The sequence below is a fragment of the Rhodanobacter sp. Soil772 genome (assembly GCF_001428385.1).
Lineage (GTDB): Bacteria > Pseudomonadota > Gammaproteobacteria > Xanthomonadales > Rhodanobacteraceae > Rhodanobacter.
Genome location: NZ_LMSK01000002.1, coordinates 30,848 through 47,537, shown reverse-complemented (window position 1 = coordinate 47,537; position 16,690 = coordinate 30,848). Strand labels below are relative to the sequence as shown.

16 protein-coding genes are annotated in these 16,690 nt (G+C 66.1%); 6 read left to right on the top strand and 10 right to left on the bottom strand.

The window, feature by feature from the left end; translation table 11 throughout:
* Nucleotides 1-338: 338 nt before the first annotated feature.
* Together ASG75_RS06960 and ASG75_RS06955 are read right to left on the bottom strand one after the other, a co-directional pair.
* A complete protein-coding gene (locus tag ASG75_RS06960) occupies nucleotides 339-779 on the bottom strand; it encodes a pilin (RefSeq protein ID WP_056389106.1) in 441 nt (146 codons plus the stop codon).
* 214 nt (nucleotides 780-993) lie between these two features.
* Nucleotides 994-3,000 (bottom strand): acyltransferase family protein, encoded by a 2,007-nt coding sequence (locus ASG75_RS06955; RefSeq protein WP_056387162.1) that lies wholly within the window; start codon nucleotides 2,998-3,000, stop codon nucleotides 994-996.
* A 196-nt stretch (nucleotides 3,001-3,196) separates the two neighbouring features.
* Here ASG75_RS06955 and ASG75_RS06950 point away from each other — a divergent pair, with 196 nt between their 5' ends.
* Nucleotides 3,197-5,326, top strand: coding sequence for a S9 family peptidase (locus ASG75_RS06950; protein ID WP_056387160.1), 2,130 nt, complete (start codon nucleotides 3,197-3,199; stop codon nucleotides 5,324-5,326).
* 249 nt (nucleotides 5,327-5,575) lie between these two features.
* On the opposite strand, the gene ASG75_RS06945 is transcribed toward ASG75_RS06950, so the two are convergent.
* From ASG75_RS06945 to cdd, 3 genes are all read right to left on the bottom strand, one after another.
* On the bottom strand, nucleotides 5,576-6,481 hold the full coding sequence (locus ASG75_RS06945; RefSeq protein WP_082547580.1) for a 5'-3' exonuclease H3TH domain-containing protein: 906 nt from the start codon (nucleotides 6,479-6,481) through the stop codon (nucleotides 5,576-5,578).
* Entirely contained in the window at nucleotides 6,478-7,047 is a 570-nt protein-coding gene (locus tag ASG75_RS06940; RefSeq protein WP_056387155.1) for a nitroreductase, read from the bottom strand. Before ASG75_RS06940 ends, ASG75_RS06945 begins: the two co-directional genes overlap by 4 nt.
* A 62-nt stretch (nucleotides 7,048-7,109) precedes the next feature.
* A complete protein-coding gene (cdd, locus tag ASG75_RS06935) occupies nucleotides 7,110-7,526 on the bottom strand; it encodes a cytidine deaminase (RefSeq protein ID WP_056387154.1) in 417 nt (138 codons plus the stop codon).
* Between the two features lie 135 nt (nucleotides 7,527-7,661).
* Here cdd and ASG75_RS06930 point away from each other — a divergent pair, with 135 nt between their 5' ends.
* On the top strand, nucleotides 7,662-8,762 hold the full coding sequence (locus ASG75_RS06930; protein WP_056387152.1) for an NAD(P) transhydrogenase subunit alpha: 1,101 nt from the start codon (nucleotides 7,662-7,664) through the stop codon (nucleotides 8,760-8,762).
* Nucleotides 8,763-8,795: 33 nt separating this feature from the next.
* Here ASG75_RS06930 and ASG75_RS06925 read toward each other — a convergent pair whose 3' ends face one another.
* The 3 genes from ASG75_RS06925 to ASG75_RS06915 are packed head-to-tail and all read right to left on the bottom strand — an operon-like array spanning nucleotide 8,796 to nucleotide 10,318.
* On the bottom strand, nucleotides 8,796-9,353 hold the full coding sequence (locus ASG75_RS06925; protein ID WP_056387150.1) for a DUF3106 domain-containing protein: 558 nt from the start codon (nucleotides 9,351-9,353) through the stop codon (nucleotides 8,796-8,798).
* A 3-nt stretch (nucleotides 9,354-9,356) separates the two neighbouring features.
* Nucleotides 9,357-9,737, bottom strand: a complete 381-nt coding sequence (locus tag ASG75_RS06920) for a DUF3619 family protein (protein ID WP_056387148.1) — start codon at nucleotides 9,735-9,737, stop codon at nucleotides 9,357-9,359.
* Entirely contained in the window at nucleotides 9,734-10,318 is a 585-nt protein-coding gene (locus tag ASG75_RS06915; protein ID WP_056387146.1) for an RNA polymerase sigma factor, read from the bottom strand. The genes ASG75_RS06920 and ASG75_RS06915 overlap by 4 nt, the downstream gene beginning before the upstream one ends.
* 150 nt (nucleotides 10,319-10,468) lie before the next feature.
* On the opposite strand from ASG75_RS06915, the gene ASG75_RS06910 reads away from it, so the two are divergent.
* Nucleotides 10,469-10,774, top strand: coding sequence for an NAD(P) transhydrogenase subunit alpha (locus ASG75_RS06910; RefSeq protein ID WP_056387144.1), 306 nt, complete (start codon nucleotides 10,469-10,471; stop codon nucleotides 10,772-10,774).
* Nucleotides 10,774-12,231, top strand: a complete 1,458-nt coding sequence (locus ASG75_RS06905) for an NAD(P)(+) transhydrogenase (Re/Si-specific) subunit beta (protein WP_056389105.1) — start codon at nucleotides 10,774-10,776, stop codon at nucleotides 12,229-12,231. The genes ASG75_RS06910 and ASG75_RS06905 overlap by 1 nt, the downstream gene beginning before the upstream one ends.
* Nucleotides 12,232-12,247: 16 nt before the next feature.
* Here the strand turns inward: ASG75_RS06905 and ASG75_RS06900 are convergent, their stop codons facing one another.
* Nucleotides 12,248-12,676 (bottom strand): hypothetical protein, encoded by a 429-nt coding sequence (locus ASG75_RS06900; protein ID WP_056387142.1) that lies wholly within the window; start codon nucleotides 12,674-12,676, stop codon nucleotides 12,248-12,250.
* A gap of 203 nt (nucleotides 12,677-12,879) precedes the next feature.
* On the opposite strand from ASG75_RS06900, the gene sufT reads away from it, so the two are divergent.
* The gene (gene sufT / locus ASG75_RS06895) at nucleotides 12,880-13,437 is read left to right on the top strand and encodes a putative Fe-S cluster assembly protein SufT (RefSeq protein WP_056387140.1); all 558 of its coding nucleotides are present in this window, start codon (nucleotides 12,880-12,882) and stop codon (nucleotides 13,435-13,437) included.
* 491 nt (nucleotides 13,438-13,928) lie between these two features.
* Nucleotides 13,929-16,070 (top strand): pre-peptidase C-terminal domain-containing protein, encoded by a 2,142-nt coding sequence (locus ASG75_RS06890; RefSeq protein WP_056387138.1) that lies wholly within the window; start codon nucleotides 13,929-13,931, stop codon nucleotides 16,068-16,070.
* Between the two features lie 102 nt (nucleotides 16,071-16,172).
* On the opposite strand, the gene ASG75_RS06885 is transcribed toward ASG75_RS06890, so the two are convergent.
* Nucleotides 16,173-16,664: an asparaginase domain-containing protein gene (locus tag ASG75_RS06885; RefSeq protein WP_056387136.1), complete on the bottom strand. Its 492-nt coding sequence runs from the start codon at nucleotides 16,662-16,664 to the stop codon at nucleotides 16,173-16,175.
* Between the last annotated feature and the right edge of the window lie 26 nt (nucleotides 16,665-16,690).

Here is a 16,690-nt window from a genome sequence, read left to right as displayed (position 1 = left end):
CCTCTGTATTGGTTAGCTAACCGTGTGATGCCCCCTGAGTCCCAGTCCCGTATCCCCCTAGACGGGATCGGACCCCATACGCATGGTCGGAACGACCAGGAAGCTCGCGGCAAAGTCAAGCAGCTTATGTGCCACGTCTGCCGCAGGTGTATTCCCTCACATCCGTAGGCCTTTGGATTGTGCCCGCGGTCACGAAAGCCCGCAACCCTTGGTGGAAAGACTCATAAAGTTCCAGAAGTGTGATCTCGGATGCGCGGGCTTGCACTGTTCATTCGGGGCACTTAGTGACACTTATTGTCAATTTGTGCGGCGGCAGCAATGAGGGGACGGGGGTGAGACTACTTGCGACAGGTCGCGGGTAGATACTTGTCCGATACCGTCCCGCCATTACAACTCCAAGTGATACTGCCGGCCTGGGTGATGGCGGAAAGTACCAGCGTGCTGTTCTTGATGCTGCTGTTTGCCTTGGGAGCGTTAAATGCGACCGTTATCTTGCCGGCGGGAGCCAAGTCCACACTGGAAACGTAATCCCCGGTGATTGATGTGCTTTTTGCGAGGCCTGCGGATTCGTTCCTTGTGGGGAGCCGTCCGGTGTTGGAGACGAAATCCCACACTGCGGCCTTGGCTCCGCTGGCTAGGCTCATGCCCTCGGTGACTTGCGCCCGGATCAAATAGTCCTGGTACGCCGGAATGGCGATGGCGGCAAGGATGGCGATGATCGCCACGACAATCATCAGTTCGATCAAGGTGAAACCGGCGGAAATGCGCTGGCGCAACATGGTGGACTCCCCTGTGAGTTCAGAGGGGACAGGCACGTTTTGTACCAATGGTTCGTAAATCTTGCCGGTAGCCACCCAAAGGACGGCAGAGAAGCTGGATTAGCGCTGGCAATGCGACGGAGGTCACGAAATGGTGCTATGTGTCTGGTCTAAGCGCAGCTTGAGCCAGTTTCCGTTGCGTGGCGTGTCGTGCACTTGGGTGTGGCCTTAGGGTTTACCGCATTTGCCCGGATTGGTCCAGCTGACTCTTCATGTTGAGCCGCTGGCCGAGTTCCCTGCCCAGGGACTTGACAAAGGTCGCCGTCATATGTTGCGAATCCCGGAATACGACCTTGCCGTCCTGTTCCGCATGGCACTCCCCGTCCGGGCAAATGGCATCGTTGAGATCCAGCACGGAGACATTGCCAAAGCGACTGCTGGCCTCCCGCAACCACTGGTAAACATCGTTGTCTGACTTGCTGAATGCCGGTGCTTGGCAGGTGCTCTGCTTGGGGTGCAACCACGACAGCCAGCTCTTTGAAGAGAGGCAATTGGGGCCATCAAAAGGCAGGTGCGGAGTTCCCCGCAGGATGTAGACATGGCCCGCGGAACCACTGATGACTTTCAGCAGCCGTGCCGTGCCTTCGACCCATTGGGTACGATCGAAGTTGGCCGTTTGAACAGACCCCAGGATGACGATGTCCGGCCGCAGCCCGGCAACCTGCTGCAATGCATTCCTGCGCCAGGTGCTGCATTCGACGTAGTCCCGCCCGATTCTTGGGTAAAAGATCGGCTCATCCACCATGGGGCATGAGGACTTGGTCAGGACCAGGAGACGCCAGTCGGGCCGATTGAATACCTCGGCAACGGCTGGAAACCACTGCGCGCCGATACTGTCCCCCATCAGCACCACCGTATGCTTTGCATCGCTTGGTCCAAACGCACAAAAGCGTACTTCGTCGCTGTGATACCAGTCGTCGCAGGGCATGGAGTAAATGACGGGTGCGTCGACATGTGCTTGCGCGTAGCGTTGCTGGGCCGGGCTGTTTGCCCAGGCCGATGTGGCATTGAACCAGACGATGCACAGTACGTTGGCGGTCATCATGAGTGCGATCGCAGCCATAACCGTGACGCCCGGCCGCACGACCCATCGCGCCTGATGGCGAATGGGAGACTCGACCCAGCGGTACGACACGATGGCCAGCAAAAGAGACAGGACAACCAGGTCGGCGCGGTAGGCGGGGCTATTCGTGGTGACGAGTGCGCCGCCCAGCAAAAGCACTGGCCAATGCCACAGATACCATGAGTACGAGACGCGGCCTACAGCTTGCAGGGGACGCCATGACAGTGCCCGTGAGATGCCCTTGTTCGGTTCGCGCACGCCGACAGCGACGATCGCGGCTGCTCCGATGGTAGGCAGCAACGAACGCCACCCCGGGTAAGCCATGTTGGCGTCGAACCACAGTGCGGCAGCAATGATCAGTCCGAATCCCAGCCAGCCGATACAGCGGGCGATGAGGGTTGTTTTGCGCTGCGTCTGGCGATCGGTGTCGTGATCCATGGGTGGATTGAAGTACAGCCATACCATTGCCCCCGCTGCGAACTGCCATGCGCGCAACGGCATCATGTAGAAGGCCATTTGTGGCGCCGTGCGGGTCAGCGCGATGCAGCACAGCAGGCTGAAGGCGGCGATCGCGAGCATCGCCACTTTCAGTCGTCGCACATGATTGCCCTTGCCGCGCCATGCGCCGAAGGCCAGCAGCATCAGTGCCGGCCAGACCAGGTAGAACTGCTCCTCGACGCCTAGCGACCAGGTGTGCAGGAACAGGTTGCTGGCGGCACCGGGACTGAAGTAGTCGAGTTTGGCGAAGGCAAAGTGGATGTTGCTGAACCATACCGACGCCGTGGCCGCCGCCACGGCCTGACCGCCTTGCTCGCCAGGCGCGAGTGCAACGGCGGCAAACAGGCAGGTGCACAACAGCATGAGCAGCAGCGCAGGCAGCAACCGGCGGAGCCGGCGCGCGTAGAAGTTCGCGAACTGCAAACGGCCGGTTTTGGCGATTTCCTGCAACAGCAGGCCAGTGATCAGGTAGCCGGACAGGACGAAGAACACGTCCACGCCCACGAATCCGCCTGCAAGCCACGGGACGTTGGCGTGTGCGGCCACGACCAGAAGAATGGCGATGGCACGCAGGCCTTCGATATCGCCCCGGTAGCCGAGCCGATACTCGCGATTGTCCATGAATCCGTCCCCTGGCGTGTAACGAGGTGAAGGTGTCGATGATACACAACCGGTTACGGGGGCTTGGATCTCTTCATCGAGCGCGTAATCCGCGATTGTCTACACCTTTGGTGGCCGCACTCAGCAAGAACAGAAAAACTTGCCTGAGACCGCTTTGGCGCTTACCGTCACCGCTTTACCACCCAAGGGGACACCCATGAAACCTCTGATTGCCGCGCTGCTGCTCGCGCTGGTGGCGGCGCCCGCGATGGCGGGCGACGTCGTGGATACCACTTTCGTCAAGGCCGAGGGCGCGCATGCGTTCAACGTGCGCGACCTGGTGATGATGGATCGAGTCAGCGACCCGCAGCTGTCGCCGGATGGGCGTCATGCGGCGTTCGGCGTGCGCAGTACCGACTACGAAGCGAACAAGGGTGTCGGCGCGATCTATGTGCTGGATCTGGGCAAGGGTGGCCAGCCGGTGAAGGTGGTTGAGAAGGGCGGCTCGGCGCGCTGGTCGGCGGATGGCCGCAGCCTGTATTTCGTGGCGTCGGCCAAGGGCGTGGCGCAGTTGTGGCGGGTGGATCTGGGCGCCAAGGGCGGCCTGAACCTGGCCAAGCATGCTCCTGCCGTGCAGGTCAGCCACGGGGCGCTGGACTTGGGCGGCTACAAGCTGTCGCCGGACGGCAAGCAGGTGTTGCTGTCGTATGAGGTGTTCACCGATTGCGCCACGTTGGCGTGCACCCAGCAGCGCGTCGACGCGCGCGCGAAGGACAAGGCCAGCGGCACGCTCTACGACAAGCTGTTCGTGCGGCATTGGGATACCTGGGCCGATGGCCGGCGCAACCAGTTGTTCGTGGCCCGCTTCGACGGCAAGGGCCAGCTCGCCGGCGAGCCGAAGCTGCTGAGCCGCGGCATCGACGGCGACGTGCCGAGCAAGCCGTTCGGCGACGAGAGCGAGTTCGGCTTCGCGCCGGATGGCAAGACCGTGTACTTCAATGCGCGCATCGCCGGCACCAGCGAGCCGTGGTCGACCAACTTCGACGTGTACAGCGTACCGGCGGACGGCTCGGCCGCGCCGAAGAACCTCACCGCCGAGAACAAGGCATGGGACGCGTACCCGGTGGCCTCGCCGGACGGCAAGACGCTGTACTACCTGGCGATGAAGACCCCGGGCTTCGAGGCGGACCGCTTCGCGATCATGGCGCTGGATCTGGTCAGCGGCGCGAAGCACGAGGTGGACCCGAACTGGGATCGCTCGCCCGGCGGCCTGACGGTTTCCGCCGACGGCAAGACGCTGTACGCCACTACCGACGACAACGGCCAGCATCCGCTGTTCGCGATCGACGCGGCCAGCGGCAAGGTCAGCCAGTTGGTGGGCGAGGGCACGGTGGGCGGCTTCTCGCTGGCCGCCGGCAAGCTGCTGTTGACCCGCGACGACCTGAAGCGGCCGGCCGACGTCTATCTCGCCGCCGCCGACGGCAGCGGCCTGAAGCAGGTCACCCATTTCAATGCGGCGGACCTGAAGAACGCGAAGGTGGGCGACGCCGAGTTCTTCACCTTCAAGGGCTGGAACAACGAGACCGTGCAGGGCTACGTGGTGAAGCCGGTCGACTACCAGCCGGGCAAGACCTACCCGGTCGCGTTCATCATCCACGGCGGCCCGCAAGGCGCGATGAGCAACGGCTGGAGCTACCGCTGGAACCCGCAGACGTATGCCGGCCAGGGCTTCGCGGTGGTGACGGTGAACTTCCACGGTTCCACCGGTTACGGCCAGGCGTTCACCGACTCGATCTCCGGCGACTGGGGCGGCAAGCCGCTGGAAGACCTGAAGCTGGGCTGGAAGGCCGCGCTGGACAAGTACAGCTTCCTCGACGGCGACCGCGCCTGCGCGCTCGGCGCCAGCTACGGCGGCTACATGGTGTACTGGATGGCTGGCGTGTGGAACCAGCCGTGGAAGTGCCTGGTCGACCACGATGGCGTGTTCGACGCGCGCGCGATGTACTACGACACCGAAGAGCTGTGGTTCGAAGAGCGCGAGAACGGCGGCACCCAGTACGAGCACCCGGAGAACTACGAGAAGTTCAACCCGCTCAACCACGTCAAGGACTGGCGCGTGCCGATGCTGGTGATCCATTCGGCGAAGGATTTCCGCATCCCCGATACCCAGGGCCTGGGCGCGTTCACCGCGCTGCAGCGCCGCGGCATCCCCAGCCAACTGCTGCACTTCCCCGACGAGAATCACTGGGTACTGAAGCCGCACAACAGCGTGCAATGGCACGACTCGGTGAACGCCTGGCTGAAGCAGTGGACGGCCAAGGGCGCCCCGAAAGCCGCCTCGCATTGAGCCGGTTCGCATGATGAAAACGGCGGCCTCCGGGCCGCCGTTTTTTTGTCTTGGCTTTGGCTCCTCCCCCTGCGTTTTGCAGGGGGAGGTTGGGAGGGGGTAGCTCCAGGCTGGCGAGCAAGATCAACAGCGCACCCCACCCCAACCCTCCCCTGCGGTGCAGGGGAGGGAGCACAGCCACCCTCACCATTCCCTTCCGTTCGTCCCCGGACTTGATCCGGGGGCGAACGGGGGTATGAGCAAGCTCGGTCAGCGCAGCAATGCGCGCAAACGGCTGCGGGTGAAGGCACCGAGGCGAAGTTGCTCGCACAGGGTTTCGAGCTGGTCGGGCTGGCGGGGGCGGCGTAGCAAGGTGTCGATGCTGCTGGCGCCGGGGGCGTCCAGGGCGATGCGGGTGAGGCGGCGGTAGAGGCGTGCCTGTTCGGCGTGTTCGCGCAGTCTGGCGGCGCAGGCCACGGCTCCGCGCAAGCGCAGGAAGGCGACTTCGTCGATGCGGTCGAGCAAGCTGTCGAGGCTGCCGAAGTGGCTGAGCAGGGCGGCGGCGGTCTTGGCGCCGATGCCGGGTACGCCGGGGATGTTGTCCACGCTGTCGCCGCACAGGGCCAGGTAGTCGGCGACCTGGTGCGGGTGCACGCCGAGTTTTTCGTGTACGCCGGCGGGCCCCCAGCGCAGGCCGCGGGCGTAGTCCCACTGCTCGTCGTGCTCGCCCAGCAGCTGGCCGAAATCCTTGTCGGCGGAGACGATCACGCTGGGCCAGCCTTGCGCGCGCAGGTTCCACACGGTGCTGCCGATCAGGTCGTCGGCCTCGAAGCTGTGGTCGATCATCAGGTGCACGCCGAGCGCTTCGGTGATCGCGCGGCACTGCACGAACTGCCGCTCCAGATCGGGCGGCGGCAGGTCGCGGTTGGCCTTGTACGGCGGGTAGATCGCGTTGCGGAACGAGCTGGTCAGCGAGGCGTCGAACGCCACCGCGATGTGTTCGGGCTGCACGCGTTCGAGCAGTTCGCACAGGAAACGGGTGTAGCCGTGCACCGCGTTGACCGGGTGGCCGTCGGCGTCGAAGAACTCGTCCGGCATCGAGTGCCAGGCGCGGAAAACATACATGCTGCCGTCGACGAGATGGACGGCTGGACGTCCGTTCGCCGGCGCGTTCACGGCGTCCACGTGCTCAGCAGGTCGACCAGCGCCGGGCGGTCGCGGTCGGGCACCTCGATCTGCGGCGTGCCGAGGTGGACGAAGCTGACCACGTGCTCGTGTTCCGCCAGGCCGAGGATGCCCGCCACCTCGCGGTCGTACGCGGCCCAGCCGGTCAGCCATTGCCCGCCGTAGCCCAGCGCGTAGGCGCCGAGCAGGATGTTGTAGGCCACGTTGCCGGCACACAGTTTTTGTTCGATCTCCGGCACCTTGCTGTCGACATGCAGGCGGGCGACCACGGCGATCACCAGCGGCGCGAAGCTGTAGCGCGCGCGCTCCTTCTCCAGCTTGGCGTCGGACATCTCCGGGTGATTGCGGATCGCGATCGCCGCCAGCCGCTCGCCGAATGCCAGCTTCGCCTCGCTCTGCAGGCGGATCAGCCGGAACGGCACCAGCTTGCCGTGGTCGGGCACGCGGATCGCCGCCTCCAGCAGTTCATGCAGGCTCGCCTCGTCCGGCGCCGGCTCGCCGAGCTGGCGCGAGGGGACGGAATGACGTTGCTGGAGCAGGGACAGGGCAGCGGGCATGGAGCGGTTCTTTCGATGGGGGAAGGCCCATGCTAGCGGGCGGGCCGATGACGCGCGAACCGTCACGCCGACAGCGGCAGCTTGAACGAACCGGGCAGCAGGGCGGCCACGCTGGTCTGCTGGGTGTCGCCGCGCAGGTTCGCCAGCAACACCGGCATGGCGTCATCGCACAGTTCGGACATCACCTGGCGGCAGGCGCCGCAAGGGCTGACCGGGTTGTCGGTGTCGGCGATCACCGCCAGCGCGGCGAAGTCGCCAGGCCGGCAGCCGGCGGCGACCGCGTTGAACAGGGCGGTGCGTTCGGCGCAGTTGCACAGGCCGTAGGAGGCGTTTTCCACGTTGCAGCCGCTGAAGCGACGGCCGTCGCGGGTCAGCAGCGCGGCGCCGACCAGAAAGTTCGAATACGGCGCATAGGCCTGTTCGCGCGCGTTGCGCGCCAGGGCCAGCAGACCGTCGAAAACATCGGAAATGGCGGGCATCGGGATCTCCAGCGCTGACCCCGGCGCGGTGCGGACCGCGTATGCCGGCGGGCCAGCTTACTCTTTTGCGCCGGCCCGAATCAAAACCCGCGAGTGCCGTTAAGATGACCGGACCAATGCCGAGGGGACTGCACCATGCCGATCACCGTTGCCGCCTTGCGCGAGACTGCCGCCGGGGAGCGGCGCGTGGCGATCACGCCCGAGATGGCGAAGAAGCTGCGTGGCAAGGGCTTGCGCGTATTGCTGGAGCATGACGCGGGGCGCGCCGCCGGTTTTCCCGACAGCACCTACGCCGAGGCCGAATTTGCCGATGCCGCCGGCGTGCTGGCGCAGGCGGACGTGCTGGCCTGCGTGCTGCCGCCGGCCGATACGGTGTTCGCTGGCTTGCGCGAAGGCAGCGTGGTGGTCGGCCAGTTGCGCCCGTACGGCGCGGCCGAACGCATCGCCGCGCTGACCGCGCACAAGCTCACCGCGTTTTCGCTGGAGCTGTTGCCGCGCACCACCCGCGCCCAGGCGATGGACGTGCTGAGCTCACAGGCGGCGGTGGCCGGTTACCGCGCCATGCTGATCGCGGCCGAGGCTTCGCCGAAGTTCTTCCCGATGCTGACCACCGCCGCCGGCACGATCCGGCCGTCGAAGGTGCTGGTGATCGGCGCCGGCGTGGCCGGCCTGCAGGCGATCGCCACCGCGCGCCGGCTCGGCGCACAGATCGAGGGTTACGACGTGCGCCCGGAGACGCGCGAGCAGGTGGAGTCGCTGGGCGCGAAGTTCCTCGATCTCGGCGTCAGCGCGGCCGGCAGCGGCGGCTACGCGCGCGAGCTGTCGGCGGAGGAGCGCGCCGCGCAGCAGCAGGCGCTGGCCGATCACCTGAAATCGTTCGATGTGGTGGTCAGCACCGCCGCAGTGCCGGGGCGGCCGGCGCCGAAGATCCTCAGCGCAGCGATGGTCGCAGGCATGAAGCCGGGCGCGCTGGTTGTCGACCTGGCTGCCGAGAGCGGCGGCAACTGCGAGCTGACCCGGCCGGGCGAGCGGGTCGAGCATGGCGGGGTGGTGATCCTGGGTCCGCTGAACCTGCCGGCCGGTGCGCCGCTGCATGCGTCGGAGATGTACGCGCGCAACGTGTTCAACTTCGTCGAGTTGCTGGTGCGCGACGGCGCATTGAAGCCGGATTTCGACGACGAGCTGGTGGCGAAGAGCTGCCTGAGCCACGCCGGCGAGACGCGCTTCACCGGCTGAATGGGGTTTTCGCAGGGCGGGGCGGTTCGTTGCTCAGGGGTGGTCCGGGCCGCTTGGTGGCGGTGGCGACGGCGGACGGTCGTGGCCGCGTCGCTCGTCCCAGTGCAGGCGTTCGGCGGGCGGCAGCGCGTGCCATTCGCGGATCAGCTGCTCGCGCTGTGCCGGCGGCAGTTGCTGGAAACGCTCGAAGGTGGCGTGCAGTTGTTCGCGCTGCTGCGGCGAAAGCTCGTTGAATTTCCGCCGGTTCTCGCGCGCCTGTTTGCGCTCGTCCGGCGTCATCTGCTGCCAGCGGGCAATGTGCTGGCGGACTTCCTCGCGCCTTTCCGGCGACAGCGTGACCCAGTGTTCGGCCCGCTGCAGCATGCGCGACTGCTTGCGCGGCGACATGCCGTCCCACGCTTTCTGCAGCGGCGCCAGTACGTCGCGCTGGGCCGGGTCGAGGCTGCTCCACGGGCGCGGCGCCGGTGGCGGCATGTCGCCATGGGGCGGCGGGGGCGGCGGTGCGTCCTGCGCGTGCAGCGGCGCCACGGCAACGCTGCCGAGCAGGGCGGCAAGCAGCAGGGGCAGGATCGGGCGAAGGATTCGGGTCATGGCTCAGCGGGTTGCCGTGTGGCTGTCGGTGGAAGCCAGCCAGCCGTAGAAGTCGAGGTTCTGGTAGAGGTTCGGATCGGTCTTGTCGGCATCCGGCGGCAGCTCGTTGTCCAGATCGTCGACGCTGCTGGCGGCGTGCATTGCGCTGACCGCGTGGTGCTGCGGCAACGGTTGCCACACCATCATCGCGGCCAGCGCGATCGCGGCGAAGGCGCCGGTGGGGATCAGCCAGCGCACGGCGCGGTGCGCGGGCGCCTTGGCTGTCTCCAGCGCCTGTCGTCGGGCTGCGCGCAGGCGTCCGGCGGTGGCCGGGTCGATGCGTTGGGCAGCCTCGCGCCAGAGTTCGCGGGCGCGCCGTTCGAAATGTTCGTCGGGCGAAGTCATCGCCAGTCCTCCAGTTGGTCGCGCAGATGGTGCATCGCGCGCGACAGATGGGTTTTCACGCTGCCTTCGGAGCAGCCCATGGCGCGGGCGGTTTCGGCCACGTCCAGTCCTTCCAGCATGCGCAGCATGAAGGCCTCGCGCTGGCGTGTCGGCAGCTGCCTGACCGCGGCAGCCATGTCCGCGTACGACTGCACGTCGTGCAGGCGGCCCAGCGGATCCTGGCCGGGGTCCGCCGGTTCCCACGCGGGCAGTTCGTCGCCGTCGTCGTCGCGGCCGCCGCCGAGCCAGCCCACCACGATCGAGCGCACCTTGCGGCGGCGCTGCAGGTCGACCACGCGCCGGCGCAGGATGCCCCAGAACAGCGGCGCCCATTCCGCGGCGGGCTTGTCGCGGTAATGCCTGACCAGTCGCAGCATGGCGTCCTGCACCGCGTCCATGGCGTCCTCGCGGTGGCGCAGCTGCAGCTCGGCCATGCGGAACGCGCGCCGCTCGACCTGCGCCAGGAACGCATCCAGCGTGGCGGGCGTTTCGCGGGCGTCGCCGAGCAGGCCCGTGTCGAGCGTGCCGGCTACGCTGTTCATGGACTCGTCGGCCGCGGCGTCGGGTGCAGCATCCTCGGGCTCCGTCGGTGGGTTCCCAGTGTTCAACGCGGCAGGCTCGCACGGGTTGACCCGCACCCGTATGATGCGAACTCGACGTCCTGGCGGGCGGCTCTCACGGGGGATGGGGTCATGATCGACGGTTTCCTGGCGCTGTACATCTTCATGCTGGCCGCGTTTACCGGCTATGAAATCATCGCGCGGGTGCCGGTGATCCTGCACACGCCGCTGATGTCCGGCTCCAACTTCGTCCACGGCATTGTGCTGGTCGGGGCGATGATCGCATTAGGCCATGCGCAGACGCCATTCGAGATGACGATCGGCTTCGTCGGCGTGCTGCTGGGCGCCGGCAACGCCGCCGGCGGCTACGTGGTGACCGAGCGGATGCTGGAGATGTTCAAGTCCAGCAAGCCGGACGCCGGCAAGGGAGTCAAGTGATGGCCTGGTTGCCGATGTTGATCAAGGCCTGTTATTTCCTCGCCGCGCTGCTGTTCATCCTCGGCCTCAAGCGCATGAGTTCGCCGCGCACCGCGCGCGGCGGCATCGTCTGGGCCGGCTTCGGCATGCTGCTGGCGGTGCTGGCCACGTTCTTCCTGCCGGACATGCACAACCGCGGGCTGATCATCGCCGCCGTGCTGATCGGCGTCAGCGCCGCGTGGTGGAGCGGTCGCCGCGTGGCGATGACCGCGATGCCGCAGATGGTGGCGCTGTACAACGGCATGGGCGGTGGCGCGGCGGCGGCGATCGGCGCGGTCGAGCTGATCGGCTACGCGCGCGGGCTGGGCCTGCTGCATGCGGTGCCGGATACCTCGCCGCTGCGGCCGGAAGCCTGGGCAGTGAACGGCCTGCCGCCCACGCTGTCGCCGACCGAACTGGCGCTGGGCGTGCTCGGCGCGCTGATCGGCGCGGTGAGTTTTTCCGGTTCGCTGATCGCGTTCGCCAAGCTGCAGGGCTGGCTGGACAAGCGCTTCGTGTTTCCGGGCCAGCGTGCAGTCAATCTATTGCTGCTGGCAGCGGCGGTGGTCGTTGGCGTGCTGCTGGCGACGGGCTACGCCAGCGTGCCGTTGATCGCACTGTTCTTCGCGCTGGCGCTGCTGTTCGGCCTGATGATGACGTTGCCGATCGGCGGCGCCGACATGCCGGTGGTGATCTCGCTGTACAACGCGTTCACCGGCCTGGCGGTGGCGTTCGAGGGCTTCGTGCTGGGCAACGAGGCAATGATCATCGCCGGCACCGTGGTCGGCGCGGCGGGCACATTGCTGACCCAGCTGATGGCCAAGGCGATGAACCGCTCGATCGGCAACGTGCTGTTCGGCAGCTTCGGCGCCGCCGGCGGCGAGGCGCAGGCGATCGAGGGCGCGCAGAAACCGGTTGACGCCAGTGATGCGGCGGTGATGATGGCCTACGCCGAGCGCGTGGTGATCGTGCCCGGCTACGGCTTGGCAGTGGCGCAGGCGCAGCACAAAGTGTGGGAATTTGCCCAGCTCTTGATCAAGCGCGGCGTGAAGGTGAAGTTCGCGATCCACCCGGTGGCCGGGCGCATGCCCGGGCACATGAACGTGCTGCTGGCCGAGGCCGGCGTGCCGTACGACCTGATCGCCGACATGGACGACATCAACCCGGAATTCCCCGCCACCGACGTGGCGCTGGTGATCGGCGCGAACGACGTGGTCAACCCGCTGGCGAAGACCGATCCGGCCTCGCCGATCTACGGCATGCCGATCCTCGACGTGGGCAACGCCAAGCACGTGATCGTGATCAAGCGCGGCAAGGGCACTGGTTTTGCCGGCATCGAGAACGCGCTGTTCTACGCCGACAACACGCGCATGTTGTACGGCGATGGCCAGGCGGCGGTGGGCGAACTGGTGGCGTCGCTGAAAGAGGTCGACGCCTGATCGGCGTTAGTCCGCTTCAACGCCGGCGCGGCTTGCGCCAGGCCAGCCACGCGGCCAGCAACATGCCCAGCGCGGCGTAGCCGAAGTCCGCCGGCGACAGCGCCATCCGCGCCAGGTGCCACAGCATGCCGAGGCCGGCGGTGCGCATTGCCTCGATCAGGCCCATGCCCATGTTGCCGGCGATCAGCACGCCGGCGACCAGCATGTTGACGTAGAGCGCGGCCAGCAAGGTGGCGCCTGCCGCCAGCAGCGCCGCGCTGGTGCCGGCCGGGCGCACGCCGGCGCGGATGGTCCAGGCCAGCAGCGCGCCGATCGGCAACGCCAGCCATGGCAGCGGGTGTCGTAGATACAACGCCGCCACCATCCATACGGCGCCGGCGGCCAGTCCCAGCATGGCGGCGCTGAACAGCACGAACACCGACAGCGATACGGTGCGCGCGCTCATCGGCGATGACACGTCAGGAGGGCAGGGCGCATGCGTCTTTCCGTCGGGTAAAGCGGCCATCATAACGTGTCGCCGGCGGGTATCCCTTGAGTTGTGGTGATTCCGGCCTGATCTGGGACAAGCGGCTGCGCGCGGCGGGCGGCATAATAGACAACCAGGGTTCGACGCATGGCCGTGCCCGCAGATACAGGATTGGCGTTGGCATGAGTGGTTTCAGTCTGAGCAGCGAACCCTTCACCCTGGTGCGTGATTGCGGCGCCGTGATGGTGCCGCAAGGCGACGTGGTGACCCTGCCGGCCGGCCAGATCGGCTACATCACCCAGGCGCTGGGCGGTAGCTTCACCGTTTACGTGGAAGGCAATCTGTTCCGTATCGCCGGCGACGACGCCGATGCGTTGGGCAAGGAACGACCGGCGCCGATCGAGGTGCCTGATGACGCCACCAACGCGGACGTGGAAAAACTGGCGTGGGACCAGTTGCGCACCGTGTTCGATCCGGAGATCCCGGTGAACGTGGTCGAGCTGGGGCTGGTCTACGACCTCAGCCTGGAGCAGACCGAATCCGGCGAGCGCAAGGTCTACGTGAAACTCACCCTGACCGCACCCGGCTGCGGCATGGGCGACATCCTGGTCGACGACGCACGCACCAAGCTGGAGATGATTCCCACGGTGGTCGAGGCGGATGTGGACCTGGTGTTCGATCCGCCGTGGACCCATTCGATGATGTCCGACGCGGCGAAGCTCGAAACCGGCATGCTCTGACTCCGAGCCGCCGTGCCCGCGAAAGTTGCCGGGGACTTCCCGGCTTCGCGCATTCCATCCGTTCCGACATGACGGCTCATCGCGGCACGCGACTTCGTGGCGCGCGGCTGCGTATCGCATGTGCCACCATTTTTTCTTCGCGCATCACTCACGTCGGCGGCGGCGCAGATCCCGCGTCCTGTGACTGCTGTCACCCTGCGTAGGAAAAAATCAGATTGTTGCGATGGTTCGCAAGGAATAACGTAGCCGGATTCGTCATCGGGGAGGTTGACGGATGATCCTTTGGCGGCCTGATCGCCGTCTTGCAGTTACGCGTCCACGCGCTGCCCATGCAACGGAATGCCAGGGGGAGGCAGTCGATCCGGACGTAGTTTGGGATCGCTAGACAGCACACGAAAAAAGGGGTCGTGCCTCGCACGGCAATTCTTGCATGGGGTCTACGTGGCCGCATCGGGCTCGTTTGTCCCGAAAATAGTGTCTAGGAGTTTTGAATGCCCAATCATTACCGTCTGAAATTGCTGGTTGCCGCGATTGGCATGGCTACTGCGTCGGTGGCCACCGCTGCCAACACGAAGACCTTGCACGCACAAGATCTCGGTGCGGTGCCGGCCGGTTCGCTGGCCGCCCAACTGAACCTTGGCCAGAACATGTCGCTGGTGCCGCGCAGTGCAGTGGCCATTCCCGGCGGGCACAAGGTCGTGCGTCAGCAGCAGATGTTCCGCGGCGTGCCGGTTTACGGCCGCAGCATTGCCGTGGTGCAGGATGCCAATGGCAATGCGCTGCGTGCCACCGGCGAGCTGATGCAGGACGCCCAGCTCGGCCTGGCCTCGGTCGCGCCGAAGCTGAATGCCGCCCGCGCCATCGCGGCGCTGCAGTCGCACGCGCACACCACCCTGATCGGTGGCGCCACGATCAGCAACCAGATGACCGACCTGTTCGTGTACCCGCAGGACAACGGCACGGCGCGCCTGGTCTATCGCGTGTCCTACTTCGTCGGCGGCGCGAATCCGTCGCGCCCGACCGCGATCGTCGACGCCAACACCGGCGAGGTGATCAAGAGCTGGAACGGCCTGACCGATGCCTCCGCCACCGGCCCCGGCGGCAACACCAAGACCGGCAAGTACCTCTACGGCACCGACTACGCCGCGCTCGACGTGACCCAGTCCGGCAGCACCTGCACGCTGGTCAACACCAACGTCAAGACCTACAACCTCAACCACGGCACCAGCGGTGGTTCGGTGGTCAGCTTCACCTGCCCGAACAGCGACACCGATGCCACCAACGGCGCGTATTCGCCGGTCAACGACGCGCATCATTTCGGTGGCGTCGTGCACGACATGTACACCGCCTACACCGGCGCGCCGCCGCTGAGCATCCAGCTGGTGATGAAGGTGCACTACAAGTCGAACTACGAGAACGCGTTCTGGGACGGCAGCGCGATGTACTTCGGCGACGGCGCCAGCACGTTCTATCCGCTGGTGTCGCTGGACGTGACCAGCCACGAGATCAGCCACGGCTACACCGAGCAGAACTCGGGCCTCGAGTACAGCGGCCAGTCCGGCGGCATGAACGAGGCGTATTCGGACATCGCCGGCGAAGCGGCCGAGTTCTACGACCGCGGCGCCGCCGACTTCCTGGTCGGTCGCGACATCGTCAAGACCAGCGCCGGCATCGGCGACGCCCTGCGCTACATGTGCAACCCGCCGCAGGATGGCGGCTCGATCGACAACGCGGCGAACTACACCTCCAGCCTCGACGTGCATTATTCGAGCGGCGTGTACAACAAGGCGTTCTGCCTGCTGGCCAAGACCAGCGGCTGGGACGTGAAGAAGGCATTCCAGGCCTTCGCGCTCGCCAACAAGTCGTACTGGACGACCACGTCCACCTTCAACTCCGGCGCCTGCGGCGTGCAGTCGGCGGCGACCGACTTGGGCTACAACGCGAACGACGTGATCGCCGCCTTCACCGGCGTAGGCGTGAGCTGTTCGGGTGGCGGTGGCGGCGGTACCACCAGCGAGCTGCAGAACAACGTGGGCGTCACCGGCGTGTCCGGTGCGACGGGTGGCGACAACGACTACTTCATCACCGTGCCGACCGGCGCCAGCAATCTGGTGATGTCGATCTCCGGCGGCACCGGCGATGCCGACCTGTACACCAAGTTCGGCAGTGCGCCGACCACCAGCAGCTACGACTGCCGCCCGTACAAGGCCGGCAATGCGGAAAGCTGCACCGTGACCGCGCCCAGTGCAGGCAAGTACTACATCAAGGTGCACGGCTATTCGGCGTACTCCGGCGTCACGGTCAAGGCGTCCTACAGCACCGGCGGCGGTAGCGGCGGCCTGCAGGATGGCGTGCCGGTAACCGGTCTGGCCGGTTCCTCGGGTCAGGAGCTCAGCTACACGGTGACGGTGCCGTCGGGCAGCAATCTGGCCATCGCGATCTCCGGCGGCACGGGTGACGCGGACCTGTACGTGAAGAAGGGTTCCGCTCCGACCACCAGCAGCTACGACTGCCGCCCGTACAGGACCGGCAATGCGGAAACCTGCTCGTTCAGTGCGGCCTCGGGCACCTACTACATCAAGGTGCGCGGCTATACGTCGTTCTCGGGCGTGTCGCTGGTGGCCAACTGGTAAGCCCCCTGACGGGCCAGGGATGACCCGCCGTTTTTCCCAAGGAGCAGTAGCTGCAACGCGGGCCCGGTCGGATCGGCCGGGCCCGTTTTTTCTGCGCGCGAATCAGCCGGCGACTTCCTCGAAACGGTTGGCGTCGCGGTTCTTGCGCACCTTGGCCGGGTCCCACACGCGGCCGTTCATGGTGATGTAGACGCCGTCGGGCAGGGTCTGCACCGCGGCCACCGCGCAACCGACGTTGAACACCGCGTCGGAGCCCTGGAAGCGTGCCGGGTTCAGCGCGCCGGTCAGCACGATCACCTTGCCCTTGATGCTGGCCAGTTCGCGCGCGGTCTCGACCATGGTGTCGGTGCCGTGGGTGACCAGCACGTGGCGGTGCGGCTGCGCCTCGATCGTCGAGCGCACCAGCGCGCGGTCCTCGGCGCCCATGTGCAGGCTGTCCTTGCGCAGGATCGGGATCACGTCGAACTGGAACGCCACGCCGAGCTGGCCGAGGATCTCGCCGATCTGCGGCGCACCGATCTTGTAGTCCGACTTGTCGTCGAAGTAGATCTTGTCGATGGTGCCGCCGGTGGTGACGATGGTCAGGTGCTGCATGTCGGTGGGCCGTGGAGGGAGTTCCG

Excerpts from the sequence above, each read along its gene's own strand:
- ASG75_RS06960 (WP_056389106.1), bottom strand. The coding sequence starts at position 779 with ATGTTGCGCCAGCGCATTTCCGCCGGTTTCACCTTGATCGAACTGATG.
- ASG75_RS06955 (WP_056387162.1), bottom strand. The coding sequence starts at position 3,000 with ATGGACAATCGCGAGTATCGGCTCGGCTACCGGGGCGATATCGAAGGC.
- ASG75_RS06950 (WP_056387160.1), top strand. The coding sequence starts at position 3,197 with ATGAAACCTCTGATTGCCGCGCTGCTGCTCGCGCTGGTGGCGGCGCCC.
- ASG75_RS06940 (WP_056387155.1), bottom strand. The coding sequence starts at position 7,047 with ATGCCCGCTGCCCTGTCCCTGCTCCAGCAACGTCATTCCGTCCCCTCG.
- cdd (WP_056387154.1), bottom strand. The coding sequence starts at position 7,526 with ATGCCCGCCATTTCCGATGTTTTCGACGGTCTGCTGGCCCTGGCGCGC.
- ASG75_RS06930 (WP_056387152.1), top strand. The coding sequence starts at position 7,662 with ATGCCGATCACCGTTGCCGCCTTGCGCGAGACTGCCGCCGGGGAGCGG.
- ASG75_RS06925 (WP_056387150.1), bottom strand. The coding sequence starts at position 9,353 with ATGACCCGAATCCTTCGCCCGATCCTGCCCCTGCTGCTTGCCGCCCTG.
- ASG75_RS06920 (WP_056387148.1), bottom strand. The coding sequence starts at position 9,737 with ATGACTTCGCCCGACGAACATTTCGAACGGCGCGCCCGCGAACTCTGG.
- ASG75_RS06915 (WP_056387146.1), bottom strand. The coding sequence starts at position 10,318 with ATGAACAGCGTAGCCGGCACGCTCGACACGGGCCTGCTCGGCGACGCC.
- ASG75_RS06910 (WP_056387144.1), top strand. The coding sequence starts at position 10,469 with ATGATCGACGGTTTCCTGGCGCTGTACATCTTCATGCTGGCCGCGTTT.
- ASG75_RS06905 (WP_056389105.1), top strand. The coding sequence starts at position 10,774 with ATGGCCTGGTTGCCGATGTTGATCAAGGCCTGTTATTTCCTCGCCGCG.
- ASG75_RS06900 (WP_056387142.1), bottom strand. The coding sequence starts at position 12,676 with ATGAGCGCGCGCACCGTATCGCTGTCGGTGTTCGTGCTGTTCAGCGCC.
- sufT (WP_056387140.1), top strand. The coding sequence starts at position 12,880 with ATGAGTGGTTTCAGTCTGAGCAGCGAACCCTTCACCCTGGTGCGTGAT.
- ASG75_RS06890 (WP_056387138.1), top strand. The coding sequence starts at position 13,929 with ATGCCCAATCATTACCGTCTGAAATTGCTGGTTGCCGCGATTGGCATG.
- ASG75_RS06885 (WP_056387136.1), bottom strand. The coding sequence starts at position 16,664 with ATGCAGCACCTGACCATCGTCACCACCGGCGGCACCATCGACAAGATC.